The organism is Primorskyibacter marinus (assembly GCF_003313245.1).
In the GTDB taxonomy this organism is placed as follows: Bacteria; Pseudomonadota; Alphaproteobacteria; order Rhodobacterales; family Rhodobacteraceae; genus Primorskyibacter; species Primorskyibacter marinus.
In genome coordinates this window covers 1-26,954 of sequence record NZ_QJSD01000027.1, presented here as the reverse complement: position 1 = coordinate 26,954, position 26,954 = coordinate 1, and the positions used below count along the sequence as shown (strand labels likewise).

The following is a 26,954-nucleotide window of genomic DNA, read 5'->3' as shown; positions in this document are numbered from 1 at the left end:
TTCACCGCAAGGCCTTCTTCCTGGTAGAGGCGGTAGAGTTTTTTGTGGTTCATGATCATGCCTTTTCGTTCAAGCAGCACACCGATCCGCCGGTAGCCGAACCGGCGGCGTTTGCCAGCGATCTCCTTCATCTCCTGGCGGATCTCAGGATGGTCGGGCGGGCGTTCGCGCAGGACCGTCTTGGGGTCGACACCGACAAGTCGGCAGGCCCTGCGCTGCGAGATGTCATGACTCCGCATTGCATTGAGCGCTGCCTCTCGCCGCTCTTTCGTTCGCCATTGTGCTCGAACCAATGGCGCATCAATGGCTCACCGTCAGCTTTTTCCCAGCAGATCTTTCAGAACCACGTTGTCGAGCATCGTGTCGGCCAGCAGCCGCTTCAGCTTGGCATTCTCATCTTCCAGCGCCTTCAGCCGCGCCGCCTCCGATACCTCCATGCCGCCGTACTTGGACTTCAGCTTGTAAAAGGTCGCCGGGCTCAGCCCATGCCGACGGCACACCTCCGCCGTCGGCATCTCGGCTTCCTGCTCTTTGATCATCCCGATGATTTGCGCCTCGGTGAAACGGCTCTTACGCATTCGTCTGGCTCCTACAAGGGTTGGGCAGACTCTACTTCATGGTGAGGGATTTTGCGGGGGGGGGGGGGTAACACCAGATGATGGATGTCAGGGCTCACACGGGCTGGATCCGGCGCAATGTCAGTGTATGGGTCATAAGATCCCCTGAACTGCATGTTCGCCGGATCACCCGCCAACCGTCACGCAAAGTGCCGGCTGGCATATCACTGGCGCTATTGGGGGACGTTCGCCCTTTGGCGAACGGGGGCACAGCCCCATGCTGCGTGCAAACGCAAGAATGAACCCTGTGTGCCCATAAGGGCACTCCGCCAGGTCAAGCCTGCGCGTCTTGGCTCAGAGGTTTTCGTATTGCGGCATGCCCAAAACGTGAAACCCGCCATCGACATGGATCACTTCACCGGTCGTGCAGGCTCCCGCATCCGATGCCAGCCAGACAGCCGTGCCGCCCACCGCCTCCAGCGTCGCATTGGCGCGCAAAGGCGCGTTCATGTCCGTATGCTTATAGGTCTTGCGAGCCCCACCGATCGCCGCACCTGCCAGTGTCTTCATCGGACCGGGCGAGATCGCGTTGACCCGGATACCGTCCGGGCCGAGATCGTTAGCCAGATACCGCGTCGCCGATTCCAGCGCCGCCTTGGCCACGCCCATCACGTTGTAATTGGGCACGACCTTGTTGGATCCCTGATAGGTCAGCGTCAGCAGCGTGCCGCCCTTTTCGGTCATCAGCGGATGTGCCCGGCGGGCGCATTCGATGAAGGAGTAGCAGGAAATATCCATCGTATTCTTGAAATTCGCGCGGCTGGTATTCAGGAACCGACCTGTCAGTTCCGACTTGTCGGAAAAGGCGATGGCATGGACCAGAAAATCGATCGTCGGCCAGCGCGCGGCCAGCCCCTCGAATGCGGCATCCAGCGAGGCATCGTCGGTCACGTCCACATCGACCAGAAAATCGGATCCGACGCTAGCGGCCAGCGGTTCGACCCGTTTGCCGAAAGCCTCACCCTGATAGGTAAAGGCCAGTTCGGCCCCCGCTCCGGCCAGTGCGCGGGCAATTCCCCACGCAATCGAGCGTTCGTTGGCCACGCCCATCACAAGCCCGCGCTTGCCCTTCATTTGATCCGACATGTTCCGACTACCCGTTATACTTTGACAGCAGCATCGACCCATTGGTGCCGCCGAACCCGAAAGAGTTGGTCATCACCGTGTCCAGCCCGGCATTGTCCACGCGGCTGGTCGCGATCTCGGCGGGGTCAAGCGCCGGGTCGAGGGTTTCGACATTGATCGACGGCGCGATAAAGTCGTTCTGAAGCATCAGCAGACAATAAATTGATTCCTGCGCACCGGTGGCACCCTGGCTGTGGCCTGTCATCGACTTGGTTGACGACACCGGCGGTGTGCTGCCGCGTCCAAAGATCCGCCGAACCGCCTCGATCTCGCCGACATCGCCCACGGGGGTCGAGGTGCCATGTGCGTTGATATAGCCAACCTTCCGCCCCTCTGGCAGCGATCCAAGCGCAAGACGCATCGCGCGCTCTCCGCCCTCGCCAGACGGTGCCACCATATCGTGGCCATCCGAGGTGGCGGCGTAGCCCGTCACTTCGGCATAGATCTTGGCACCGCGCGCCTTGGCATGTTCCAGTTCTTCCAGCACGACGATACCGCCGCCGCCGCCGATCACGAACCCGTCGCGATCCGCATCAAAGGCGCGGCTCGCCTTTTCCGGTGTGTCATTGTATTTCGACGACATCGCGCCCATCGCGTCGAACAGGCAGGACAGGGTCCAGTCCAGCTCTTCCGCGCCGCCTGCGAACATCACATCCTGCTTGCCCATCATGATCTGCTCGGCCGCATTGCCGATGCAATGCAGGCTGGTCGAACAGGCAGAGGTGATCGAATAGTTGATGCCCTTGATCTTGAACGCCGTCGAAAGATTGGCGCTGATCGTGGAGGACATGCATTTGGGCACCGCGAACGGCCCGATCCGCTTTGGACTGCCCTTCTCCAGCACGGTCTGATGCGCGGCCAGCATGGCAGAGGTGGAGGGCCCGCCCGAGCCTGCGACAAGACCGGTGCGCGGATTGACGATATCGCCCTCTTCCAGCCCCGCATCGGCAATCGCCTGTGACATGGCGATATGGGCATAGGCAGCCCCCGGCCCCATGAAGCGCAAGGTACGCTTTTCCACATGCTCGGTGACGTCCAGCTTGACGTCTCCGGCGATCTGGCTGCGGAACCCGTGTTCCTTCATCGCCTCATTGGCGGTGATGCCGGATTTGCCGGCCTTCAGCGAGGCAAGCACTTCTTCAGCATTGTTTCCGATGGACGAGACGATGCCCAGTCCAGTGACGACGACGCGGCGCATGGCGTTCTCCTTAGTCTGGAAGTGGGGTCAGCTTTCGGAAAGGGCGACCTTCATATCCTTGACCTGGTAAATCACTTCACCATCGGCCTCTACCCGACCATCCGCAACCCCCATCGTCAACCGACGGGTCTGGATCGCCTTGGTGAAATCGACATAGTAGGTCAGCATCTTGCGGTCGGGCCGGACCATTCCGGTCAGCTTGACCTCACCCACACCCAGCGCATAGCCGCGCCCCTGCCAGCCGCGCCAGCCAAGGTTGAACCCGGTGAGCTGCCACAGCCCGTCCAGCCCCAGACAGCCCGGCATGATCGGATTGCCCGGAAAATGACAGTCAAAGAACCAAAGATCGGGCGTGATGTCGAATTCAGCCACGATGTGGCCCTTGCCGTGTTCCCCGCCATCGCCAGAAACGTCGGTGATCCGGTCCATCATCAGCATCGGGGGTTCGGGCAATTGCGCATTTCCGGGGCCGAACAGCTCTCCGCGTGCGCATTTCAAAAGATCATCCCGGTCGAAACTGCTTGGATACGAGGCCATACGGGGGCGTGCCCTTTTCGTTATTTTTCACTTCAAACCCCTCTATCACCGTGGTGCGCAGCCATGCAAGCCCGTGCGGTGCTGGCGATCGCAGTCCCTTTCATGCGCGGGTTCGGCAGTGCCTTGACACAGGCTCGCAGGGAAAGTCCGTAAATTCGGTTGAACTGCGACGCTGCCAGCGCATATATTGAGGACCAAGGGAAGGACGCCGGAACCACATGGAACATCAGGTATTGCAGCGCGGATCAGATTGGCTGGACGGGGCGGGGCTTCGGCCCACACGCCAACGCTTGACGCTGGCCGCCCTGCTTGTGGGCGACGGCAAGAACCGTCATGTGACAGCCGAAAGCCTGTTTGCCAAGGTCAAGGAACAGGGCGAAAGCGTGTCGCTGGCCACCGTCTACAACACGCTGCGGGCGTTTTGCGATGTCGGATTGTTGCAGGAAGTGACCGTGGACGGAACGCGCAGCTATTTCGACACCAACACCCATGACCACCCGCATTTCTACTGGGAGAATGACGGCACGCTGACCGACGCACCTGCCAATGAATTGCAGATCGTGCAATTGCCCGAAGCCCCCGACGGCACAGAGATTGCCAGTGTAGAAGTGGTCATCCGGTTGCGTCCCAAGACCTGACTGCCCCGCCTTTCAGAACTTCGCATGATGTTCCGTGATCCGATTGGTGAGATTGCGCCGTCACTGCGTTTGACGCGGGCTTGGGTCACCGCGCGCTGCGGGGGCGCTGAAATCCCGGCTTGTCTCGTGCAAGAAATCCTGCGGCAATCCCGATGCGGATCCACTCAGGATGCTGTCGTGGGTTTCATGCGCGCCGGACGGGCCTCATCCAGTAAAGCCCGATCCGTTTTATCTACGAAAAACGTCGTTTGACGGACTATTGTTGCGCTTGAACACTTTCGAGATATTCGACCAGTGCCACCAGCTTGCGGGGTGTCGGGGTCATCTTTCCATCGCCAGTGTCAAACGGGATCAGATCGCCCTCCAGCAATGCGCCGAATTCTGGCATGTTGGGCATGTCCAGCCGCGTATAGCCGTCGATGGTCGACAGAACCTCGGCGCGCGGAAATGTGCCGCCGTTGCGTATCTCGATCAGCGTCAGGTTCTTCGGCGGCTCTGACATCGAACCCGCCATCGGCCCATCTCCGCGCGCGTCGTTGCCATGACACACCGCACAGTTCTGGGCGAACAGCGCGCGCCCGTCGCTGGCACCGGGCATCTCCGCCGCCATGCAGCCTGCCAAGCCCAATGCTGCAATGAACCCGGTCGCAATTACCCGTCCCGCCATGGTTTGTCTCCTTCATCTGGCCTGCATTCTGTGTCGCGCGTGCGGCAGGCGTGTTCAAGCCCGATGTTGCAAGTGATCGAAAATCTTCGCTCTGGCCCGCAGGCCCCGGCCTATTTGTTCAGTCCCGGATCTGGTGGATCGAATCCTTGCTGAAACGATCTGGCTCTGAAGTCCAGATTTTGCAGACGTATTCGTAGGGCGTGAGGCGGCTGAGCGTCTATAGCCTGCGCGGGAAGTTGTAGACGGCCATGAGGTCGGTGAGGTGTGTTCGCAACTGATCGTGGCTTTCGTAGTGGAAGCGTTTGACGGTCGCGCCTTTGATGGTTCGTTTCATCCGCTCGACCTGTCCATTTGTCCAAGGATGGTTTGGCTTTGTCAGGCGATGCTCGATGCCGTTCGCCTCGCAGATCATGTCAAAGCGCAACTGCCGTGAATATGCTGTGTTTCGGTTCCGGGACTGCTCTTTGAACTGAATGCCATTATCCGTCAGAACTTTGTGAACCCTGTAGGGCACTGCCGCCAGGAGTTGCTCTGGGAATTCCCCCGCCGTCTTCCCGTCAGCCTTGTCGACGAGGTGGGTGACAGCGATCTTGCTTGTGCGGTCAATGCCAACGAAAAGATAGAGTTTTCCCTCGCCGGTCTGCACCTCGGCGCTGTCGATGTGGAAGAAGCCGATCGGATAGCGCTTGAACTTCTGCCGCTTCGGCTTGTCGCCTGCGACGTCCGGTAGGCCCGAGATGCCATGCCGTTGCAGGCACCGATGTAATGCCGAGCGCGTCAGACGCGGGATCGTGGGCTGAAGCGCATAGAGACAATCGTCCAGCGGGGGCAGCGTGTGACGCCGAAAGACAACCACAATCGCCTCTTCTGCCTCGCTCAGAACAGTAGAGCGAGGTTCCTTGGGGCCCGTCTTCATGTCCGCGACCGTCGCCCGCTTCCTCCAGGCGTTGTTGCGCAAATCAGGTTCGGGGATGACGTTCGGTAGATACGGGGCAATATGCGCTGACAGTGGTGATCACGCTGGAATGCCCGATGTTCTGGGAAAACGCTTTGAAGGCTTCGCGCGTTGGGTAGGCGGTGTCTGCTCACTTGACCAAAGTTTTACGAAAGGCGTGCGGCGTGAACGGGGGAAGGTCATCGCTTCTTGAGGTGTTCGTCCGAGGGTCTTAACGAACTCAGCCTGACTGCCCCAGCTTTTCAACGCTTTGGGTACGCGTCTGCGATAGATGATATAGCCGCTCCGGGGGTCTTTCTTGGTGTACTTCACAGTCACATTCCGCATCATTCATCCCGCTGTGTGTATACGGGCGTGGATACATGGACGCATCTGTAAAGTGGATTACACCATGATAACAGCATCTTAGTGCGTGTTTTCTGGTGCCCCCACACGGACTCGAACCGCGGACCTACTGATTACAAACGCCCTCAAGTGCTTTTCGCCGATTTTCGCCGACGCACGCTGCACTGCCATAAATAACTGAAAACGCTTGTTAATTATTGACGAGGTCTGCGCCCATCGTACATGACTGACGCCGTGAAACGGTGCACGGTGCTTCCGGTGTGCTTACGGATTTGAACTTCGGGGCGAGGATGGGCCTATGACAAAGCTGACTAAACGACTGGTGGAAAGTCTGTCTGTCGATGAGGGTGACAAGATATTCTGGGACAGCGAGTTGGCTGGGTTTGGCCTTCGCGTGTACGCGACAGGACGCAAAGTATATCTCGTTCAATATCGCGCCAAGGGGCGAAGCCGACGGAAGGCATTGGGCAAGCACGGCGTGTTGACTGCGGACGAAGCCCGCAAAGAAGCCCGTCTTGTTCAGGCCGATGTTGCGCGCGGCGGTGATCCATCGGGAGAACGCAGTGCACTTTTGCGCGGTCCGACGATCAAAGATTTGTCTGACCGGTTTCTTTCGGAACACGTCGCGCACCACTGCAAACCATCAACCCTCTATGACTATACCGGGATGTTCAACAACTTGATCAACCCGGCCTTGGGTCACATCAAAATCAGTGAAATTACGCGCGCCGATATAGTCGCCTTTCACCACAATAAGCGCGACATTCCATATCGTGCCAATCGCGCGGTTTCCGTCCTGTCCAAAATGCTGACAGTGGCAGAGGATTGGGGTATCCGCCCGCAAAATTCGAACCCGGCGACCCGGATCAAAAAATATCGTGAAGAAGAAAAAAAACGATACCTTAGCGACGATGAACAAGCCCGCCTTGGCAATGTGCTGTTTGAAGGGCTGACATCGGGCGATTATTCAGAATATGTCGTGGCAGCGTTCTATCTGTTGCTGTTGACCGGCTGCCGCTTGCGCGAAATCCAGACGTTGCAATGGGCTTTCGTTACAAACACCCATCTTGAACTGCCTGACAGCAAGACCGGCAGGCGGCGTATTCCGCTCCCACTGGAAGCGCGGGAAGTTTTGGCATCACTGCCCCGTCGCGAGGGAAATCCATATGTGATCCTCGGAGACAGCCCGGACGGATATTATAACGATCTGCAAAAGCCATGGCGAAAAATCCGGGCGGCGGCGAAACTGAATGACGTGCGGTTGCATGATTTGCGGCATACCTATGCTTCGGTGGCAGTCACCAATGGAATTGACCCGTTCATGTTGAAGGAAATCTTGGGCCACAAGAACCTATCCACGACGCTGCGCTATTCGCATCTAGCCGATGATGCGGTCCAACGTGCTGCGGGTTCGATAGCGTCACGGATGGCCAGCGCCATAAGAAACCACGATTCTTCCCCGCCTGCATTGCGCGTAGTGCGATAGACTATCGCCTTGCCACCCTGACCAGAGCCATTACACGTCGCAGTGCAGAGCATCCCCGCGAGTTCCATGTCCACAAAAGAATGCCAACACCTTTATAGCCTTCTTCAAGCCTTCGACTTGACGGGACAGCGAACCTTTCAACACGAATGGTCCGGCCATGAGGCGTTTGCCGCGCCCGCGCAAGATCCGTCCGAGTTTGAACACCGTCGCAAAGTCCTTGAGGACGCGCTTGCGCGCCTTTGGCGTCAGGATCAATCGTTGCGGAGGCAAATCGAAGATGAACCGACGCAGGCCGAACGTGCATTGATTACCGCAGAATCGCAGAACGTCTGGGCGGAGCGGAATTCCTTGAGAGAGGAACTGAATTGCCTTCCTGATATTAGCGACTGCCAATATCACGATTTCGGCGAATGGACACGCAGGGTAGAAATCGAAAAGCTGTTGCGAGAAGGGTTTAAAAGCGGCGATCTGACGTTACGCCTCGTGGCCGGTGCACATGGCGATTATCGTGAGTGGCTGCGAGACAAGCATTTCCGTATTTCTTTTGCCTTCTCCATCGTGGTCCCACCGCGATCTGCACGGCGTCGGCAGCGGCGCTTTCCAGCGTATATTGCCAAGCATGAGTTGAACGATTGGCTGGCACGCTTTGCCGCTGACGCCGTAGTGCCGGGCGAGCGGACCCCGGAAGATAAATGTCGCGCGTGGCTTGCCGCGATTGCCCACGAACCCACAAACGGACGCCTCAAGGCTGATTTTCTGCTCGAAGCACGCAGCCTATTTCCCGATCTTTCGAAACGCGCTTTTGACCGCGCTTGGGGCTCGACTGCGCCGGAGGCTTGGCAGAAACCGGGTCCGAAGACGTAGGAGTTCGCCGCACTCACATCAGCAGCGGTGCATCGAATTTCCGAGTGACGGATAACATTTTGATTTAAGTATGTTATTTCACCGCGCATGGGCGATCTGAACTCTTGAAATCGTGGCGTCTATTTTGGGGTTCTGCGCTCATCTACCTTTTCTTCACAAGGCAAGACATCTCGTGAGGAAAAGAAATGACACAGCAGGCACCACAAACCCCCGACCTGAATACCTTGGTTGACGAACGCGAAGCGGCGTCGATCCTATGCTATTCGGTGCGGGCCTTGCAAAATTGGCGGCATCGCGGCGGCGGGCCGGACTTTGTTCGGGTTTCGTCCAGGTCGATCCGCTATCGCCGCGCCGACCTGTTTGCATGGATCGCACAGCGCACGGTTTCCAACACCTCGCAACCCATCTGAAATTCAGTTTTGCCCCAAGGCGGTTGGTAGCAGCCTTGGGGATTTTGGGGCCGGACGGCCTTCAAACGGGGCGCGATGCAAATGCGTGTCGCGTCCCAACATTGCCCGCCAATCGCTCAACAGAAAGGAAAATCACATGAGCACTCAACCCGCATACAAGGTCCGTCTTGGCCTTATCACCGCAACTGTTTGGAACAATGACGGCTTCTATTCCGTCGATATTTCCCGGTCCTACAAGAACAACGAAGGCCAATGGCAAAACACATCCAGCTATTCCCATTCTGACTTGTTGAATGTCGCTAAATGCGCTGAACGCGCCGAAATCTGGATCGGGAGGAAGATCAATGCAGCCTGATAGCATCAACGCCGGGCAAATTGCCCGGCCCCAAAACAAAAGCTACCCCGCCGGAGGCATCAACCGGCGGCATCCCGCACCAGCGTTGGCGATGGATCGCGGGCAAAGGGGGGTGATTGTAGCACCCCCCTCTGGAAATACACCGCCCCCAGAAACCGCAGATTATCAGGTTTTGCACAAGGGGTTTGACACGTTTACGGTCTCCATTCAGGCCAACATCCCGTCCGAGCTGTTTGACCATTTGGAAGGTGAAAAGGAACGTGCCGACAAGGACCGCCAAGACGTGCTGGTGGAATTCAACGGTGTTCACCTGCACTTGAAAGCACATGGCGGCAACGGCTATCGGTTCATCGCCAGCGGCGGCCCTTACGGCGCAACATGGTTTTTCAAGAAACCGAATTCCCGCGACAAGTGGGGCATTCGCGTTACGTTCGGATCGTTCTATCTGGCATTTTTCGGCATCGCCGCAGCACGGCAGCATCTGGACGACACGTTGGCCCGTCTTGGCGTTCGGTTCACCGATGAAGATGTCAGCATTTCGCGGGTGGATTTCTGCGTTGACGTGCTGGCCCCCGGTTTCGAGTTGATCCCGGAACATTTCGTCATGCACTCAAGCGCGAACCGGCGCGACTTCGTGACCGGTTTCGACCAAAGCGTGAACGGCAAATCGGGCCGCGTCACATCCGTGACCATTGGCGGGCCGCGCAACCGGCAGGTGATTATCTATGACAAACGCCGGGAAATCATAGCCAAGAGCAAGGAACACTGGTGGCCGATCTGGAATCATACCTTGAAACGCCAAGGCTTGCCCCTGCTTGATCCGAAAGCATCCGAAAACAGCATTTGGCGGGTCGAGTTCCGGGCGGGCAAGGATTTGTTGAAAGATACTTGGAACATCCGCACATGGGCACAATTTTACGACCGCTTCGGTGACTTGTGCCGCCATTCGGGCGAAGTTGTGCGCTATGCGACACCGATCCCGACAGACCCTAACCGGGCGCGCTGGCCGAACCATCCGCTTTGGGAAGCGGTATGTGCGGACATGAACGACGATCTGTGTGACATGCGGTCGGGCTGCGATCCGAACCCGATGAAAGAGGTGCAGCGCGAACAGCACATTTCCATCCTGATCCGCAATATTCTGGGCAGCACCATCACCTTGGCGGCTTTGCGCGGCATTGAATTGGAAGGGCTGGAAAAATTCCTTTCTGTCACCTCCAATGATTTGTCGGACAGGGTCAGGAAAAGCCCGGAAAAGACGGCAAAACAGTTGGAAGCTGCCAAAAACCGCTATGTGTTTCTGGATGCCCGGTAAAGCAACTGAAAATCATGCAATGTAACGCAAAGGCACGGATATTCCGTGTCTTTCTATGGCTTTTTTTGCGCGAAAGAGCACGGTAATGACCGGTTTTTCATGTCGTTTCATTCCTTGATCCATCCGGCCCTAACGGGTCGGGCGGAAGGTGCCGTTGTCGGTTTTTGTCGCCAGTCCAAGGGCCGCGAGACTTTCCAGCAGCGGCGCAACGCTGGTGGCGCGGCCCCGTTTGAAGGCGCGGGCCACCTGTTCGGGATTTGCGGTGCCAAGGTCGGACAAGGCATCGCGCACCGCCGCCACCTGTTCGGGCGGGGATTTGGGCCATGTGGGTTTGTCCACCGCGTCCTTGGTCCCCATGTCCATTTCGCCCTGTTGTTTCTGTGCCGCCGCTGCGGCCCCGGTCGAGTTCTGATAATCCGGGCGCAACCAGCGGATTTTGCCTTGGGCCTCTTCGGTTGTCCGCTCGAAATTCAGGTTGACCAGATTGTGCAGAATTTGATCGTCGGACAGATCGGCAGGCCAGCCATAGGCCTCGGCCACGGCGGCGTCGATGCGGTCGTGAATGTCTTTCAACAGCCCGATCAAACCTTGGTCATAGATGATCTTGTCCTTGTCTTCGATCGTCTCGCCCCCGCGGAGTTTTTCCAGCACATTATACATCTGCGTCAGGGTCAGTTTGGGATGCGCCGCCCGACGTGCCTTGCGATGCGCGTCGAGTTCCTCTCCCAAGGCGCGCAGGGTAGATTTTTGCGCCTCGGTCGGGACTGGGAAGGGGAAGGGGTCGAAACAGCGTGATTTATTGTAGCGGGGATCGTTCCCATAGCCCAATCGCCCGCCCGCCGTCAGCGCCCAAATCACATGAATCCTGCTGGACAGCACCGCCAAATGCGCGGCGTCGTCTGTGCCAATGGCGATCAGCATGTTGTCGGGCAGGGTCGCCTCGGGCAGAAACTGAAACACGCGGTGCTTGGTGGTTTCCACCGTCGCGATGTAACGCGGCAGGTCGTCCAGCGCCGGGCGCAAGTCCTTGCGCGGTTCGCCGAATACCCACCAGTTCCGCTTGTAGCTTTCCCGGTTGTTCTGATCGCGCTCCGGTTTCACCTTGTCCAGCACATGCTGATAGACGGCGGGAAAGCGGCTGCGCAACTCGGCCTCGGACAATCCGAACAGGTCGATGACCATCACCCCGCGCGGTGTCGCGGTCAGGTCGCGGCCATTTCTATAGTCTCGGATATGGCTTTCCAAACCGGGAACGGTGCCAAGCCCCAAGGCGCGCGCCTGCTCCGGTGTGACGATGAACCCCGATCCTATCAATTGCACCCCGCGATAGCCAAGCCGCTCATTCGCCTTCAACGCCTTCGCCCCCGCCACATCCGCGCCGATCCGCAGGTTGCCGAATATCCGCCCGCGCGCCTCGTCAAAGCGCACCACGCGGCCTTCGTCCTCTGTCTGGCCCTTGTGTTCCTCTGCTATGGTCAACAAGCGCCCGTTGGGACGACCGGCGCGGCCCACGGTCATGGCGATGCGCACCGCCGCCCCCATGGCGGCATCGACCCAAGGGTGATCGGGAATGGCATAAAGCAGAGACAGCGGTTTCTTCGGGTCCGACAGGTGCGGTTCCAACACCTTGCGGTTGAAGGTCTGGCGCAAGGAATTGGTGGTAATGAACCCGAACCGCCGCGCGCCCTTGCCAGTCTTGGCATTCCACGCGCGGGTCTGCAAAGCCGCCTTTTCCCACCAGAACATCACGAAATCCGCCGATTTCGGCATCTTGGGATAGGCCGCCCACAGCGCCTCGGCATAGCCATCGCCCAGCGCATCGCGCATCCGGCTGGCCCCGATGAACGGCGGGTTGCCGACGATGAATTCCGCATTCGGCCAAATCGCGGGTCTTGGTTTGGCATAATCCAGCACCTGCACCCGCGCGGTTTCGTCCGGCACCTCGTCACCTGTCACGGGATGCGGCTTGGTGGTGATCCCGTCCCAGCGCGTGACCGCCACCCCATCGACCATACGCGGCGTGGTTTCGCCATGATCCAGCACCGCATCGCGGTTTTCGATATTGTGGAAGTCGCGCAGCACCGGTTCGGCCGGTGTTGCCGTGCCATGGGTGCGGAAATGCCATTGCAGATAACCGATCCACAGCACCAGTTCGGCCACACGCGCGGCCCATGGGTTTAGTTCGATCCCCAAAAACTGGTGCGGGTCAACGGTGTGACCGGACAGGCCAAGGGCCGATTGGCTTTCGCCCAATTCATCCAGCAGGGCGGTGACTTCGCCCTCAAGCCGTTTCATCAGTTCCAGCGCTACATAGAGGAAATTGCCCGATCCGCAGGCCGGGTCCAGCACCCGCACCTCGCACAGACGCCGGTGAAAGCCGTGCACTTCGGCGAGCGCATCCTTGGCGCGGCCCGCATCCATGTGGTTCATTGCCGCCGCCTGCACGTTTTCCCAATCGTGCCGCAGCGGTTCGATCACGGTCGGCATCACCAGCCGTTCAACATAGGCGCGCGGCGTGTAATGCGCGCCCAGCTTGTGGCGCTGGCGTTTGTCCAGCGCGCGTTCCAGCAAGGTGCCGAAAATCGCCGGTTCCACGGTTTTCCAATCCTTGCCCGCCGCACCTATCAGCAGCGCGATTTGCTGACTGTTTAGTGGAAGGGCGGTGGCATCGGCGAACAGCCCGCCGTTGAAGCGCAGTACCTTGTGGCGGATCGCGGTAGAGAACTCGCCCGTGTTCATCTTTTGCCACAGTTCCTGCAACATTGGCGCGGCATGGTCTGGCGTCTGGACCATGTCTTTCAGCAGATTGGTGAAACTGTCTGTCGGAATCAGCTTCACATCCTCGGCAAACATCGAAAACAGGCAGCGCATCAGGAACGCCGCCACCTTGTCGGGTTCATGCCCCTGCGTTTCAAACGACCGACCCAGCCGCGCCAGTTGGTTGGCAATCTCGCGCGTGACCTTGGCGCTTTGTTTGGATGTGTCCAGCGATTGCGGATCGTTCCAGATCGTGCGGAACAAGTCCTGCACTTCGGGATTTGCCAGATCGTCTAGAAAGAAGCGGAACGAATTGCCGTCCGGGTACTGGGTGTATCCGTGGCCCTGACCAGAAAAATCGGCGTAGATCTCGAACACATAGCCGACGTCGCACACGATGATGAATGGCGGCCAACCGTCCTCGCGGGCAATGCCGCGCGCATAGTTGTCCGCCTGTCCACGGGCGCTGACCATGGCCTTGTCCCATGTCCTTGTGCCACGCACTCCGTGACCGATGCGCTTGACCTGCTGAATGGTCGGCAGGGACAGTTGGTCCGGGTTCGCGACTTTGGCTTGCGAGCCTTGTTTGGTCTCTAGGATGAATGATCCGCGCCGATAAAAGTCTATGAAACGCTTGGATGTCGCGCCAATCTCGGCAGCGGCGACAGGGCGTTCCAGCCGGTAATGGTCGTTTTCGCCGGTGTCGGTCGCAGGAAGCGGCTTTTCAACCCCCAGTACCTCGGTCAGTTCGGTCAGAAACAGCGCGTAATTGGCGCGCTCGCTTCCACCCGACTTTGCCCATCGGTCAATGAAATCTGAAATTGTTTGCATGTGCTCAACCAATTGCCTCGGACGGACGATGCACAATCGGGACAAGGCAAGCAATTCGAATCTGTGGCGACAATGACACGTCGAATTTTTGCAGCTATCGTGCTTCCTATATGCTTACGGAATTTTCCGGCCGATTCTTCTGCATTGCAGAAATCTTGTAACTATCTGATTTTACTTTGAAAATGGTGCCCCCACACGGACTCGAACCGCGGACCTACTGATTACAAATCAGTTGCTCTACCAGCTGAGCTATAGGGGCACTGACGGGACCAATAATGCGGGTTTGACGGGGCTGCAAGCACTTTTACACATCATTTGTTGGCGCGCGCCAGCAGCCCCACTGCGCAAAGGCCGACAAGGATAACCAGTAGCGCGGCGGGGCTTGCATCGCCCAGGTTTTCAAGGCTTGCTTGCTCGTGCACGCGGGTTGCCAGAGTGTCATAGTTGAAGGGGCGCAGCAGCAATGTCGCGGGCAGTTCCTTGACGCAATCGACGAAGACCAGAAGCAGCGCAGATGCGACGGATGCACGAATCAGTGGCACATAGACTGCACCCAGAACCTGCGCGTTATTGCGACCCAGTGACCGCGCCGCCAAGGCCAGGTTGGGCGAGACCCGGCCCATCGCCGCATCCGCCGCACCTTGGGCGATGGCGAAAAACCGTACGCAATAGGCGAGGATCAATGCGAAGGCGGACCCGGTCATCAGCAGGCCGATGTCGCGCCCCGTCAGTGTCTCGACCGTATCGGCCAGCGCATGGTCTGCCAGCGCCAGTGGGATCAGGATGCCGACGCCCAGCACGGCACCGGGGGCGGCATAGCCGATGGTCGTGACGGGTAGAAGCAGCCGTGGCAAGGCCCGTCCGGACAGGCGCACACCGTAGACCAGAAACAACCCCGCCAGAACCGTGAAGAACGCGGCAAGGCCACCCACGGTGAGCGTGTTGAGCGTGGCACGGATCAGCGCAGGATTTCGCCATTCTTCCGCATTGGCCAGTGCATGTGACAGGATGACCGCCGTTGGCAGAATAAATCCCATCAGAAAGGGAACGAGGCAGGCCGCCAAGGCCAGAAGCCCGTGAATGCCAGTCAGTTGAGTCCGCGCTACGGGCCGAAAACGGGTCGACAGGTTGAAGAACCGCAGCTTGCGCCGCGACACCTTTTCCAGCGTCACCAGGATAATGACCAGCGCCAGAACAACACTGGCGATCTGGGCCGCACCGCCGGCATTGTTGCTTTCCAGCCAGACGCTGAAAATCCCCGTGGTCAGGGTTTGCACGGCAAAATAATCGACCGTGCCGAAATCGTTGACGGTCTCCATCATCACGATGGCCACGCCGGCAGCGATGGCCGGACGCGCCATCGGCAGTCCCACGCGCCAAAAGCGTTTCAAGGCACCTGCGCCCAAAGACTGTGCGACCTCTTCGGCGCTGCCGGACTGTTCGCGAAAGGCGGCCCGCGTCAGCAGGTAGACATACGGATAGAGCGCCGCCGCCAGAACGATGATCGCGGCACCCGTGCTGCGTATCTGCGGAAACCAGTAATCCCGCGAGGTTTGCCAACCCATCAACTCGCGCAGCGCGGTTTGCACCGGACCTGCATATTCCAGAAAGTCGACAAGGGCATAGGCACCGACATAAGCGGGGATCGCCAATGGCAAGAGCAGCAACCATTCCAGCCAGCGCCGCCCGACAAAATCATAGCGCGCCACCAGCCACGCCGCCCCGGTGCCGACCATTGCCGTCAGAAGCCCGACGGACAGCATCAACACCAAAGTGTTGGAGACATAGCGGGGCAGGGTGGTCGCCAGCAGGTGTGGCCAGATGTTATCGGTCGGGAAGGCCGCAATCCACAACACGGCCAGAATCGGGGTCAGCACGATCGCGGCGATCAGGACCGCGCCAAACGACCACGGATTGAAAAAGCGGCTGCGCACGGGGCGGGCCTGAGGTCTGGCAGCGGAATTGGCGAAGGTCATCGGAGGGAGTCTCGATAAGCGGTTTCAACGTCCGGCAAACAGCTTATAGTGCAGCGCGCAGGCAATCGAAAGACCGACAGGCAAAATGCGGGTAATCCTCCATCCCGGTGCGCATTGCACCGATGAAGGCAGGCTGGTCAAATGCCTGCTGACGAATGCCGATAGATTTCTGCCGCGCGGTGTGGTGATCCCGTCACCGAGCCGCTATCGGCGGCTCTTGCCGACGGTCCTCAACAAACTCGAAGCTGCAGAGGCCGCCGAAGACGCCCGCGATGTGATGTGCGATCTGCTGATCGACGAAGAGCCTGACAGCGTTGAGCGCGTGCTGCTGAGCCACGAAAACCTGTTTTGCGTGCCCAAGCTGGCGCTTTCCGGCGGACGGTTCTATCGCAAGGCGGAACGGCGGCTGGAAACGATGACGCGTCTGTTTGACGGCGATCAGGTGGAGTTGTTTCTGGCGTTGCGCAACCCGGCAAGCTTTCTGCCCGCGCTTTTCCACGCATCCCCGTTCGAGGCGCTGGTCGAACTGACCGGCGGGTTCGATCCACAGCATTTCCGCTGGTCCGATCTGATCGAACGTATCCGAAATACCTTGCCGGACATGCCCATCACGATTTGGTGCAACGAGGACAGCCCGTTGATCTGGGCCGAGATCATCCGCGCAATGGCGGGTTTGCAGCCCAACGAAAAGATCACCGGGGGGTTCACCCTGTTGGCCGAAATAATGAGCCAGAAGGGCATGAAAAGGTTTCGCAATTATCTGGCGGATCATCCGGATATCGGCGAAGAGGAGAAACGTTTGGTGATGGTGGCTTTTCTTGAAGAATTTGCCATCGAAGGGGCGCTGGAAGAAGAGCTTGACCTGCCCGGATGGACCGATGCGCTGGTTGAGAAACTGACCGAGATTTACGAGCATGACACTATTCAAATAGCGCGCATGCCCGGTGTCAGGTTTCTGGCACCCTAGAATATTGCTGAGGACAAGCCCGGTCGCGCGTCACATGCAGGCGAAGGGATCGTCACCCGGTCGCGCCAGAAATCTGGACAGCATGGACGGCTCTTCGGACCCAGGTGCCCGCGTGGGGTCTTTCCGGTGCGGGCGCGGTTTCCGAAGCGACAGGTAAAGCGCACGACCGTATCAGGGCGCGCACCAAGGATTGCCTGTCCAAAACACACCCGTCACTTCTGGCCGAAAAGAACCTTCTGAGACTCGCGCTTTTCGTCGTCGTCCTGCTTGGCGTCGCGCAGGTCTGCATGCAACCCTTGTCCCTGTTGCACGGCAGGCCGACTGCCCACCGTTTCCAACCAGCGGGCGAGGTGGGGTTTGTCGTCCAGCGTCTGTTGCTGACCCTCCCACAGCGACGCCCAAGGCCAGATCGCCATATCCGCGATGCTGTAATCGGACCCTGCCACAAATTCATTTTCGGACAGTTGCTTGTTCAGCACTTGGTAAAGCCGCCTGGTTTCGTTGCGATAGCGGTCCTGGGCGTAGGGAAGCTCTTGTGGCGGCTCCATGCTGGGGGCGTATTTCAAAAAGTGATGCGCCTGTCCCGCCATCGGACCCAGACCGCCCATCTGCCACATCAGCCACTGATCCACGGCAACACGGGCACGCTCGTCCGCGCCGCAGAACGTGCCGGTCTTGCGGGCAAGATATTGCAGGATGGCACCGGATTCGAAGATCGAAATCGGTGCCCCATCCGGCCCGTCGGGATCCGTGATCGCAGGCATCCGATTGTTGGGCGCGATTTTCAGGAAGTCCGGGTCAAACTGGTCGCCCTTGCCGATATTGATCAGCTGGGTCTGATACGGCAGGCCCATCTCTTCCAGGGCGATGGAAACCTTCCATCCGTTCGGCGTGGGCCAGTAATACAGGTCGATCGAAGCGGTCATTGCATCCTCCGTTTGGGGACGCATCATGTGGTTTGTCGCGGGAAGGGCAAGGGTAGACGTATCGGGAAGGGTTGAAAAAGCCGTGACCAATGCGGATCCGCGGTCTGGGGAAGGCGCGCGCGCAATGTCGCGAGCGGCAGCGCCTCGGGGCGGCGCAGTAATGCGCGGTACAACGGAAACACCCCGCCGCGCAGATAGGGTGACCAATGACAGATGCGTCGGACCGGTGGCGCGATTCGATAGCCCAGGCTCTCCAGCGCGTCCAGCGTGGCGGGTTGGTCCAATTGCAGATTCAGCATGTTGGCCGCGTCCAGCCCGTGCCCCAAGGCCCGGTCGCCGGGGGTGTGCGGACGGATTGCGGTTTCAAAGAGCAGATCGAACAAGTCGTTCTCGCGGGTGGTGACGTTGACGATCTCGCTTGTGTCCGGCAGGTGTTCCGTCTCGGAAACATAGGCGGCCCCGGCCATCAGGATCATACGGCCGACCTGTCCCCTCCGGGCGTGCCGCAACGCGCGCAACGCCACCCGAGCCCCAAGCGAATGCGCGAAAAACTGGATTGGCCGTGCAGGATCAAGCGAGGCGATGTCATCGATCAACCGGGCGAGCGCGCGGCCCGCAACCTCTGCGTCGCGATAGCCCTGACGAAACCCGTTGCGCGCCTGCCAGCCGAAGCCAACCGACAGGCCTTCTTCGGGGTCGTTCCTGCCAAAGCCAAGGTGACGTGGCCAACTGATGGTGCGTGGACCGCGCGGTCGAGGTTTCAGCGACAGAAGCGAGGCATGTGGACAATGCAGGGCATGGCCGGGCGCATAGCGGTAGCCGTGAACCGAAATGATCACCGGTCCAGGGCTGGCCTCAAGTGCTCGCGCAAGATGTGGACGCGGGCACTTTGCGGTGCCGTGAATCAGCGGACGGTCGTCATTGGCAGTAACGCTCAAATGGGTCATTTCAGGCCTCCACTACATCTTGTGGGCAGCGGTTAACCCAGACATACGACACAACCGTGAAACCTGCGTTAAGCCTGCGTGACGGCCTTGACCTGTTGCGCAACGGCACTTAAACGCGAATGCGTGGCGATTTGTTACCGGATTGTGGGCCACGTTAAATATGCCGCTAAAAGGTCAGGATGAAGGAGACCCCTTTCGCTGGCCGCGTCTGGGGTTTTTTCATGGGCGGCGCAGCGGTGCCGCAAAGGGACAGGACAATGACACGATCACGCAGAACCCGCACAAACCTCGTGCATGGCGGCACCCGTCGCAGCCAGTATAACGAGGTCAGCGAAGCGATCTTTCTGACGCAAGGGTTCATATATGACAGCGCCGAGGATGCCGAAGCGCGGTTCATCAAGGCAGGTGACGACGAGTTCATCTATGCACGCTACGGCAATCCCACCGTGCGGATGTTCGAAGAACGTATTGCGCTTCTTGAAGGTGCCGAGGATGCCTTCGCCACGGCCAGCGGCATGGCGGCCGTCAATGGCGCGCTGACAGGCATGTTGAAGGCCGGAGATCACCTTGTGTCGGCGCGGGCGCTGTTCGGGTCATGCCTTTATATTGTCGATGATATCCTCACCCGTTTCGGGGTAGAGGTCACGCTGGTCGATGGCACCGATCTGGACCAGTGGCGCGGGGCGATCCGTCCCGACACCAAGGCAGTGTTTTTCGAATCGATGTCCAATCCGACGCTGGAGGTCATCGACATCGCGGCGGTGTCGGAACTGGCCCATGCGGTCGGCGCGCTGGTGGTGGTCGACAACGTCTTCGCCACGCCGGTCTATTCGCGCGCACTGGATCTGGGTGCGGACGTGGTGATCTACTCGGGGACCAAACATATCGACGGGCAGGGCCGGACGCTGGGCGGGGTAATCCTTGGCAGCAAGGAATTCATCCGAAAGACGGTCGAGCCTTACATGAAACATACCGGCGGCTCGATGTCGCCGTTTACCGCCTGGGTCATGCTCAAGGGGTTGGAAACCATCGACCTGCGGGTGCGGGCGCAGACCCAGAGTGCTGCCGCCATTGCAGAGGCGCTTCAGGATCATCCAAAGCTGGCAGGTGTGATCTATCCCGGACACACCTCGCATCCGCAATACGATCTGGTGCAAAGCCAGATGGGTGCGGGCGGCACCATGCTTGCCATCGAGCTGAAGGGCGGACAGGAGGAAAGCTTTCGGCTGCTCAATGCGTTGGAGATCATCATCATTTCCAACAACCTTGGCGATGCGAAATCCATCGTGACCCATCCGGCGACGACGACCCATCAGCGACTGACCGAGGAACAGCGTGCCGCGCTGGGGATCAGTCGGGGGTTGATTCGTCTTTCCGTGGGAATCGAAGACCCGCAGGATTTGATTGACGACTTGCTGCAAGCGTTAGAGGCGGTCTGACCGACACCGGGCGGGGGCTATTGCCGCCATACCAGTCCCCCGCTGAAAAGATCGGGTTTGAAATGAGTGTCTCAGTCTGATTAAAAAAAGTTTACTTAAAGGAATTGGAAATCCGGCCTCATAACGCCTAAGTAAGTGGGGCAACACTCCGAAAGGTGGTGACATGAACGTGCACCTGTCCGACGTCCCGACTGATCTGACCCGCGAAGAAGCAGAGGCCGCGCTGGTTGCACTACGCCTTTGGGCGGCCAATGCGTCGAAAGAAGATCTTTCTTCGATGGACCCGGCCGTTGCCCGGCTGGTCAGCGAGGCAGGCCAGCCGCAGATGTCCAATCTCTACCCACAGGATTTCGTCGTCGATGACGCCTACAAAGCCAGCCTACCGGATCTGCAAAACGGCCCTGCGGCGCTGATCCGTGGTGCCAAACGTGCGATCCAGCATGTCGGCATTTCCAATTTTCGCCTGCCGTTGCGGTACCATACGCGCGACAATGGCGATCTGACGCTGGAAACCAGCGTCACCGGCACCGTCAGCCTTGAGGCCGACAAGAAGGGGATCAATATGAGCCGCATCATGCGGTCCTTCTATGGTCACGCGGAAAAAACCTTCAGCTTCGAGGTGATCGAAGCGGCGCTTGACGACTACAAGACGGACCTTGAGAGCTTTGATGCGCGCATTCAGATGCGGTTCAGCTTTCCCGTGAAGATAGAAAGCCTGCGGTCCGGACTGTCGGGCTATCAATATTACGATCTGGCGCTGGAACTGGTTGAACGTGACGGCGTACGCAACAAGATCATGCATCTCGACTATCTCTATTCGTCGACCTGTCCCTGTTCGCTGGAACTTAGCGAACACGCCCGGCGCGCCCGTGGGCAGCTTGCGACACCCCATTCGCAACGCTCTGTGGCGCGGATTTCCGTTGAGCTGCGGAAAGGCGATTGCCTGTGGTTCGAGGATCTGATCGACATGTGCCGCCGGGCCGTGCCGACCGAAACGCAAGTGATGGTCAAACGTGAGGATGAACAGGCATTCGCTGAACTCAACGCTGCCAATCCGATCTTTGTCGAGGATGCGGCACGGCTGTTTGCAGAACAGTTGACGGCGGATGCGCGGATTGGTGACTATCGGGTGATTGCCAGCCATCAGGAAAGCCTGCACAGCCACGATGCTGTCTCGATTCTGACAGAAGGCGAAACCTTCAAGGCCGATAGCCTTGATCCGAAGTTGTTCAATACGCTGTTCCACGTCGGTTAAGGCAATCTGATGCTGCAGTGCAGCAACACTTCGCCTCTGATCCTGCCGGGATGCGGGATCAAGGCCGATTACATGCTATATTGATCAGCATGGGAGGAAACCAAATCTAACGAAGAGGTTTCCAATGCCGACACCGCAAACTCTCAATATCGCATTCATGTCGCCACGATTGCGCGGCGCTCTCGACCTGTTCCTTTCTGGCGCGGGGCAGGGGTTCAATGCCTATATCGAAAAGCGCGCACACATGGCGGACTTGGCGCGGCTTGATGCGAAGTCAGACGAAGAGCTGTCGCGCATGGGGCTGCGGCGCGACGATATTCCGCGCTATGTTTTTCGTGACCTTATCGGCGCTTGATACGCACGCCGGTGCTTGACTTCCTCGCGGGCCGCAGCCAACGCTGCGGCCCATGTTTGACGTCCGTCCGGTCCTTTATGTCATTGGCCTCCTTGTGGTGGCGCTCGGCCTGACCATGCTGCTGCCGATGCTGGTGGACATGGCCGAGGGCCGTGGCCAATGGCCGGTTTTCGCGGAAAGCGCGATGCTGACGATCTTTGTCGGCGGCCTGACGGCGTTGGCCTGTGCCAACGGCGTGCGCGAAGGACTGTCAATTCAGCAGACATTCTTGCTGGCGACCGGGGTCTGGGTGACGCTGCCATTATTCGGTGCCATTCCATTCGTCCTGGGCGAGACCGACGCGCGTTTCGTTGACGCTTTGTTCGAGGCGATGTCCGGGCTGACCACCACCGGATCAACGGTGTTCACCGGGCTGGATACACTGCCCAAAGGCTTGTTGTTGTGGCGCGGCTTGCTGCAATGGCTGGGCGGGATCGGGATCATCGTTGTGGCGATGGTTTTCCTGCCAGAGCTCAAGGTCGGCGGTATGCAGATATTCCGTTCGGAAGCGTTTGAAACAATGGGAAAAATCCTTCCGCGCGCGACCGAGATCGCGTCACAAATATCGGTGGTCTATGTCTCGCTGACGTTGCTTTGTGCGCTGTGCTACCTCGTTCTGGGAATGAACGCATTTGATGCCTCCGTGCACGCGCTGACCACCGTATCCACCGGTGGCTTCGCCAATTATGACGCATCTTTCGGGGTGTTTGCCGGGCCAATGGAATATGTGGCGTCGATCTTCATGGTGATGGCGGCCCTTCCGTTCGTGCGCTACGTTCAGATGCTGAACGGCCATACCGGCGCGATGCACAGGGACGCGCAGGCGCGTGGCTTCTTCTTCGTGATCCTTGCGCTGGTGCTGGTCGCGAGCGGCGTTCTGATGTCGATTTTTCCGCATCACTGGGAACAGGCCTTCCGCGAAGCATTGTTCAATATCACCTCGATCATCTCGGGCACCGGCTATTCCAGTGTCGACTACATGACCTGGGGACCGTTCCTGATTGCGATGTTTTTCTTCATCGGTCTGATCGGCGGGTGTGCCGGTTCAACCGCTTGTTCGGTAAAGATTTTCCGCTACCAGATCCTGATCGCCTCTATCCGCACACAGATGCGCAAAATCCGGTCGCCCCACGCGATCGTTCTGCCGCGTTATGATGGGCGAACGGTGGGCGAGGATGTGCTCAACTCGGTGATGTCGTTCTTTGTAATCTTTGTCGTGTCGCTGGGACTGACGTCAGTTGCGTTGGGAATGACCGGGCTGGATTTCGTGACGTCGGTGTCGGGTGCAGCGACGGCATTGGCGAATATCGGTCCGGGCCTGGGAGAGATCATTGGTCCGGCGGGTAATTTCGCGACGCTGAACGATGTCGCGAAATGGGTGCTGATCCTCGCCATGCTGGCGGGGCGGTTGGAGCTTCTGGTGGTGTTTGTATTGTTCACGGCGCGGTTCTGGCGGGGGTGACGCGCGATCATCGGCGTCTGCTTTATGCGGCGCTGTCGGATTTTGAGTATTTTTGCCAAGAAGAAGTGAGGGGGCGGTGGGCCGCCGCCCTCGTTTGATTTCAATGTCTTAGGCGCTGTCAGAGTTCATTCAGACGCGCGAGCGCGGATTTGAGCGTGGCTTCTTCCTCTTCGCGTTGGGCGAGGTTGCCTCGGGTTTCCTCGACCACCTCATCGGGGGCGCTGGCGAGGAATTTGGGGTTGTTGAGGCGCCCCTTCATGCCACCGATTTCCTTGGCGAGCTTGCCCAGGGTTTTCTCCAGCCGGGCCTTTTCGGCATCCACGTCGATGATGTCGGCAAGCGGCATTCCGAAGACGGCACCTTCAGCTGGGACCACGGCGCAACCCTTTGGAAAGGCACTGACTTTCGTCAGGCTTTCGACGCGCGCCAGACGCTTTATCAGGGCCTCGTTATTGTTCCATGCGGCTTGTCCGGCGGCGTCGAGATGGCTTGCCAGAAGCGTGACATGCAGGCCTGCGGGGACGTTCATCTGCGCGCGGGCAGAGCGGATGCCTTCGATGAGCGAGATCACCCAGTTCATCTCTCGGTCAGCGTTTTGATCAACCAGTTCAGAGGCTTGCCATTCCGGCCAGTCTGCGTGGACAAGCATGCCGCTGCGCGGGGTCAGCGTGGCCCAAAGCTCTTCGGTGATATAGGGCATGATCGGGTGCAGCATGACCAGACACTGATCCAGTACCCAGGCCATTGTGGCGCGGGTTTCTGAAACGATTTCAGCATCTTCCGAGTCGAAGAGCGGTTTGGAAAACTCCACATACCAGTCGCAGACCTTGCCCCAGACAAACACATAGAGCGCGTTGGCGGCGTCGTTGAACCGGTAGTTGCCCAAAGCCTCATCCACGGCTTCGCGCACCTTGGCGGTTTCGCCGACAATCCAGCGGTTGACCGTGTGGGAGTTTGAGGGCTTTTGCCCCTTTTGTACGTCCGAATTGTACATATCGTAGACATGGTTCATTTCGGCGAAGCGGCAGGCGTTCCACAGCTTGGTGGTGAAGTTCCGGTAGCCGGCGATCCGCTGGGTCGACAGTTTCAGATCGCGGCCCATCGCGGCCATCGCCGTCAGCGTGAAGCGCACCGCATCGGCGCCGTATTCGTCGATCAGGTCCAGCGGGTCGAGGACGTTGCCCAGCGACTTCGACATCTTCTTGCCCTTCTCGTCGCGGACAAGCGCGTGGACATAGACCGTATCGAAGGGTTTTTCGCCAACAACGGCGTATTGCATCATCATCATCCGGGCGACCCAGAAGAAGATGATGTCAAACCCGGTGATCAGTACGGATGTGGGAAAGTATTTCTGCAACTCCGGCGTCTCTTCGGGCCAGCCCAATGTGCCAAGCGGCCAAAGACCGGACGAGAACCAGGTGTCGAGCACATCGGGGTCGCGCCAGACCGGGTAGATCAACCGGGTCGGATCCTGCGTCGATTCGTATTCGGCAAGGCTGGTGGCCAACTCATGCACCGCTGTGGCACGGTCAGCGACCTCGACAACCGTCGCGTGGTTCAGCGGCTGCGGGAGGCCCGCCAGCACGTCAAAAAACTGTGCTTTGACCGCATCAAAATCAGGCGCGGAATGCAGCCGCTCGCTGCCCGGTGTCAGATGTTGCTGAAGCAGCAGGCGGCCCATCTCGACCAGATCAAGCGCGCCGTCGCCTTCATCGTCGCGGAACCCCTCCGCTTCAAGGTCAAGCCCGTACCAGACCGGGATCTGGTGACCCCACCAAAGCTGACGGGAAATACACCACGGCTCGATATTCTCCAGCCAGTTGAAATATACCTTGCGGTCGGATTCGGGCAGGATGTCGGTGCCGCCGTTTGCCTTGCCCTTGCGGACGGCGTCCAGTGCGGGATCGACGATCTTGGCGGTGTCGACGAACCACTGATCGGTCAGCATCGGCTCTATCACGACCTTGGACCGGTCGCCGAACGGCTGCATGATGGGCTTGTTCTCGACGAAGGGGATCGTCGCGTCCCGGACTTGATCCGGGACCTCCTGGCCGTCTTCTGCCTGTGCATCGGGATCGTAGTCGGGGTTGGGGCACATGACCGCCAGACCCTCGGCATTGATCGCGGCAACCACCTTGTCGCGCGCTTCGAATCGGTCCAGCCCGCGATAGTCGTCCGGCACAAGGTTGATCGGCGTTGTATCGGCGGGCGCAGAGGCGTCGCCGCTGGCGATCCGCGAGGCAAGTTCGGCGGCCTCGGCATAGGCCATCCCGTCGGCGCGCATCGCGCCCTTGGTGTCCATCAGCGGATAGAGCGGGATATTGTTGCGCACTGCGACAGCGTAGTCGTTGAAATCATGCGCGCCGGTGATCTTGACCGCGCCCGAGCCGAACAGCGGGTCGGGGTATTCATCGGTGATGATCGGGATCAGGCGGCGGTGTTCCTTGGGACCGACCGGAATTTCGCACAGCTTGCCGATCAGCGGCTTATACCGCTCGTCCGAGGGGTGAACGGCCACCGCGCCGTCGCCCAGCATCGTTTCGGGGCGCGTCGTGGCGATGGCGATATAGTCGCGCTCCTCTTCAAGGATGATATTCCCGTCCTCGTCCTTTTCGATGTAGATATAGGTGGCCCCGCCCGCCAGCGGGTATTTGAAGTGCCACATATGGCCGGGCGTGTCGATATTCTCGACCTCAAGATCGGAAATCGCGGTCTCGAAATGCGGATCCCAGTTGACCAGTCGCTTGCCGCGATAGATCAGCCCCTTGTTATACATGTCCACAAAGACCTTGATGACGGCATCGTGGAAATTGCCGCCCTGGCCTTCGGGCGCACCCGGCGCGCCGGACATGGTAAAGGCATTGCGGTCCCAGTCACAGGACGCGCCAAGCCGCTTGAGCTGGTTGATGATCGTGCCGCCGGATTCCTGCTTCCAGTCCCAGACCTTTTCCAGAAACGCCTCGCGGCCCATTTCGCGGCGGGTGGGTTGCAGGTTCTTGGCCAGTTCGCGTTCAACCACCATCTGGGTGGCGATGCCTGCATGGTCCTGACCGGGCTGCCAAAGCGTGTCAAAGCCGCGCATCCGGTGCCAGCGGACAAGGATGTCCTGCAACGTGTTGTTGAAGGCATGGCCCATATGCAGTGACCCGGTCACGTTGGGCGGCGGGATCATGATGCAGAATGTCTCTTCGCGGCTGGCATTCGCGCCTGCGCGGAAAGCGCCCGCATCTTCCCATGCCTCGTAGAGACGGGGTTCCGCCTCGCTCGCGTCGAAGGTCTTTTCCATCGCCATTTCGGTCTTCCCATCTGCTGGCGCGCCCCGGTGGGCCCGCGTGTCGGCTGTTGCCATACGGTCTAGCGAATGGCCGCGGGAAGGGAAAGCCGGAGGGGCGGGAATTTGATGTGTCATCAGGAGGGAGAAGGTAGAGCAGCGACACTCCAGGGAGGAGGAAAGAAGTGTCGCCGCTCTCGTTACGGTTGACGCCAGG

At 59.1% G+C, this 26,954-nt stretch carries 20 protein-coding genes, 1 tRNA gene, 2 pseudogenes and 1 riboswitch; of the genes and pseudogenes, 11 read left to right on the top strand and 12 right to left on the bottom strand.

All coding sequences use genetic code 11. The features are described from left to right. The 4 genes and pseudogenes from DMZ65_RS17960 to fabA form a co-directional block, all read right to left on the bottom strand. Nucleotides 1-578 (bottom strand): annotated as a pseudogene (locus DMZ65_RS17960) (transposase); the annotation flags it as partial. A gap of 333 nt (nt 579-911) precedes the next feature. Beyond that, the gene (locus tag DMZ65_RS17955; RefSeq protein ID WP_084355120.1) at nt 912-1,703 is read right to left on the bottom strand and encodes an enoyl-ACP reductase FabI; all 792 of its coding nucleotides are present in this window, start codon (nt 1,701-1,703) and stop codon (nt 912-914) included. A gap of 7 nt (nt 1,704-1,710) precedes the next feature. After that, entirely contained in the window at nt 1,711-2,940 is a 1,230-nt protein-coding gene (gene fabB / locus DMZ65_RS17950) for a beta-ketoacyl-ACP synthase I (RefSeq protein ID WP_116600125.1), read from the bottom strand. Nucleotides 2,941-2,967: 27 nt separating this feature from the next. Further along, nucleotides 2,968-3,477 carry a bifunctional 3-hydroxydecanoyl-ACP dehydratase/trans-2-decenoyl-ACP isomerase gene (gene fabA, locus DMZ65_RS17945; RefSeq protein ID WP_116600124.1) on the bottom strand — a complete coding sequence of 170 codons (510 nt, stop codon included), beginning with the start codon at nt 3,475-3,477 and terminating at the stop codon, nt 2,968-2,970. Between the two features lie 218 nt (nt 3,478-3,695). On the opposite strand from fabA, the gene irrA reads away from it, so the two are divergent. Further along, nucleotides 3,696-4,115, top strand: a complete 420-nt coding sequence (gene irrA, locus DMZ65_RS17940; RefSeq protein ID WP_116600123.1) for an iron response transcriptional regulator IrrA — start codon at nt 3,696-3,698, stop codon at nt 4,113-4,115. 256 nt (nt 4,116-4,371) lie between these two features. On the opposite strand, the gene DMZ65_RS17935 is transcribed toward irrA, so the two are convergent. Both DMZ65_RS17935 and DMZ65_RS17930 read right to left on the bottom strand, forming a co-directional pair. After that, complete coding sequence (locus DMZ65_RS17935) at nt 4,372-4,782, bottom strand: c-type cytochrome (RefSeq protein WP_116600122.1); 411 nt, start codon at nt 4,780-4,782, stop codon at nt 4,372-4,374. 118 nt (nt 4,783-4,900) lie between these two features. Then, nucleotides 4,901-5,725, bottom strand: a pseudogene (locus DMZ65_RS17930) (IS481 family transposase); the annotation flags it as partial. 655 nt (nt 5,726-6,380) lie between these two features. On the opposite strand from DMZ65_RS17930, the gene DMZ65_RS17920 reads away from it, so the two are divergent. The 5 genes from DMZ65_RS17920 (at nt 6,381) to DMZ65_RS17900 (ending at nt 10,512) form a co-directional block, all read left to right on the top strand. Then, nucleotides 6,381-7,568: a site-specific integrase gene (locus DMZ65_RS17920; RefSeq protein ID WP_116600121.1), complete on the top strand. Its 1,188-nt coding sequence runs from the start codon at nt 6,381-6,383 to the stop codon at nt 7,566-7,568. 66 nt (nt 7,569-7,634) lie between these two features. Continuing rightward, complete coding sequence (locus tag DMZ65_RS17915) at nt 7,635-8,432, top strand: hypothetical protein (protein ID WP_116600120.1); 798 nt, start codon at nt 7,635-7,637, stop codon at nt 8,430-8,432. A gap of 185 nt (nt 8,433-8,617) precedes the next feature. Continuing rightward, nucleotides 8,618-8,842 (top strand): helix-turn-helix transcriptional regulator, encoded by a 225-nt coding sequence (locus tag DMZ65_RS17910; RefSeq protein ID WP_198662733.1) that lies wholly within the window; start codon nt 8,618-8,620, stop codon nt 8,840-8,842. Between the two features lie 136 nt (nt 8,843-8,978). Continuing rightward, nucleotides 8,979-9,197, top strand: coding sequence for a hypothetical protein (locus DMZ65_RS17905; RefSeq protein ID WP_116600119.1), 219 nt, complete (start codon nt 8,979-8,981; stop codon nt 9,195-9,197). Further along, on the top strand, nt 9,187-10,512 hold the full coding sequence (locus tag DMZ65_RS17900) for a hypothetical protein (protein ID WP_116600118.1): 1,326 nt from the start codon (nt 9,187-9,189) through the stop codon (nt 10,510-10,512). Before DMZ65_RS17905 ends, DMZ65_RS17900 begins: the two co-directional genes overlap by 11 nt. A gap of 129 nt (nt 10,513-10,641) precedes the next feature. Here DMZ65_RS17900 and DMZ65_RS19945 read toward each other — a convergent pair whose 3' ends face one another. The 3 genes from DMZ65_RS19945 to DMZ65_RS17885 form a co-directional block, all read right to left on the bottom strand. After that, a complete protein-coding gene (locus tag DMZ65_RS19945) occupies nt 10,642-14,100 on the bottom strand; it encodes a class I SAM-dependent DNA methyltransferase (protein ID WP_116600117.1) in 3,459 nt (1,152 codons plus the stop codon). A 183-nt stretch (nt 14,101-14,283) separates the two neighbouring features. Beyond that, nucleotides 14,284-14,359, bottom strand: a tRNA-Thr gene (locus tag DMZ65_RS17890). 52 nt (nt 14,360-14,411) lie between these two features. Next, entirely contained in the window at nt 14,412-16,076 is a 1,665-nt protein-coding gene (locus tag DMZ65_RS17885) for an ABC transporter permease (protein WP_116600116.1), read from the bottom strand. Nucleotides 16,077-16,161: 85 nt separating this feature from the next. Here DMZ65_RS17885 and DMZ65_RS17880 point away from each other — a divergent pair, with 85 nt between their 5' ends. After that, nucleotides 16,162-17,043, top strand: a complete 882-nt coding sequence (locus tag DMZ65_RS17880; RefSeq protein ID WP_116600115.1) for a hypothetical protein — start codon at nt 16,162-16,164, stop codon at nt 17,041-17,043. 212 nt (nt 17,044-17,255) lie between these two features. Here DMZ65_RS17880 and DMZ65_RS17875 read toward each other — a convergent pair whose 3' ends face one another. Together DMZ65_RS17875 and DMZ65_RS17870 are read right to left on the bottom strand one after the other, a co-directional pair. Next, entirely contained in the window at nt 17,256-17,969 is a 714-nt protein-coding gene (locus tag DMZ65_RS17875; protein WP_116600128.1) for a glutathione S-transferase N-terminal domain-containing protein, read from the bottom strand. A 23-nt stretch (nt 17,970-17,992) separates the two neighbouring features. Further along, nucleotides 17,993-18,916, bottom strand: a complete 924-nt coding sequence (locus tag DMZ65_RS17870) for an alpha/beta hydrolase (RefSeq protein ID WP_116600114.1) — start codon at nt 18,914-18,916, stop codon at nt 17,993-17,995. Between the two features lie 113 nt (nt 18,917-19,029). Next, nucleotides 19,030-19,106, top strand: a riboswitch (SAM riboswitch). Between the two features lie 67 nt (nt 19,107-19,173). Between DMZ65_RS17870 and metZ the strand changes: the two genes are divergently transcribed. The 4 genes from metZ (at nt 19,174) to DMZ65_RS17850 (ending at nt 23,466) form a co-directional block, all read left to right on the top strand. Beyond that, the gene (gene metZ / locus DMZ65_RS17865; RefSeq protein WP_116600127.1) at nt 19,174-20,355 is read left to right on the top strand and encodes an O-succinylhomoserine sulfhydrylase; all 1,182 of its coding nucleotides are present in this window, start codon (nt 19,174-19,176) and stop codon (nt 20,353-20,355) included. 163 nt (nt 20,356-20,518) lie between these two features. Further along, nucleotides 20,519-21,610, top strand: coding sequence for a GTP cyclohydrolase FolE2 (folE2, locus tag DMZ65_RS17860; RefSeq protein ID WP_116600113.1), 1,092 nt, complete (start codon nt 20,519-20,521; stop codon nt 21,608-21,610). Between the two features lie 124 nt (nt 21,611-21,734). Continuing rightward, on the top strand, nt 21,735-21,965 hold the full coding sequence (locus tag DMZ65_RS17855) for a hypothetical protein (RefSeq protein ID WP_116600112.1): 231 nt from the start codon (nt 21,735-21,737) through the stop codon (nt 21,963-21,965). Nucleotides 21,966-22,017: 52 nt separating this feature from the next. Further along, a complete protein-coding gene (locus DMZ65_RS17850) occupies nt 22,018-23,466 on the top strand; it encodes a TrkH family potassium uptake protein (protein WP_116600111.1) in 1,449 nt (482 codons plus the stop codon). Between the two features lie 118 nt (nt 23,467-23,584). Here the strand turns inward: DMZ65_RS17850 and DMZ65_RS17845 are convergent, their stop codons facing one another. Then, the gene (locus DMZ65_RS17845; RefSeq protein WP_116600126.1) at nt 23,585-26,758 is read right to left on the bottom strand and encodes a valine--tRNA ligase; all 3,174 of its coding nucleotides are present in this window, start codon (nt 26,756-26,758) and stop codon (nt 23,585-23,587) included. Between the last annotated feature and the right edge of the window lie 196 nt (nt 26,759-26,954).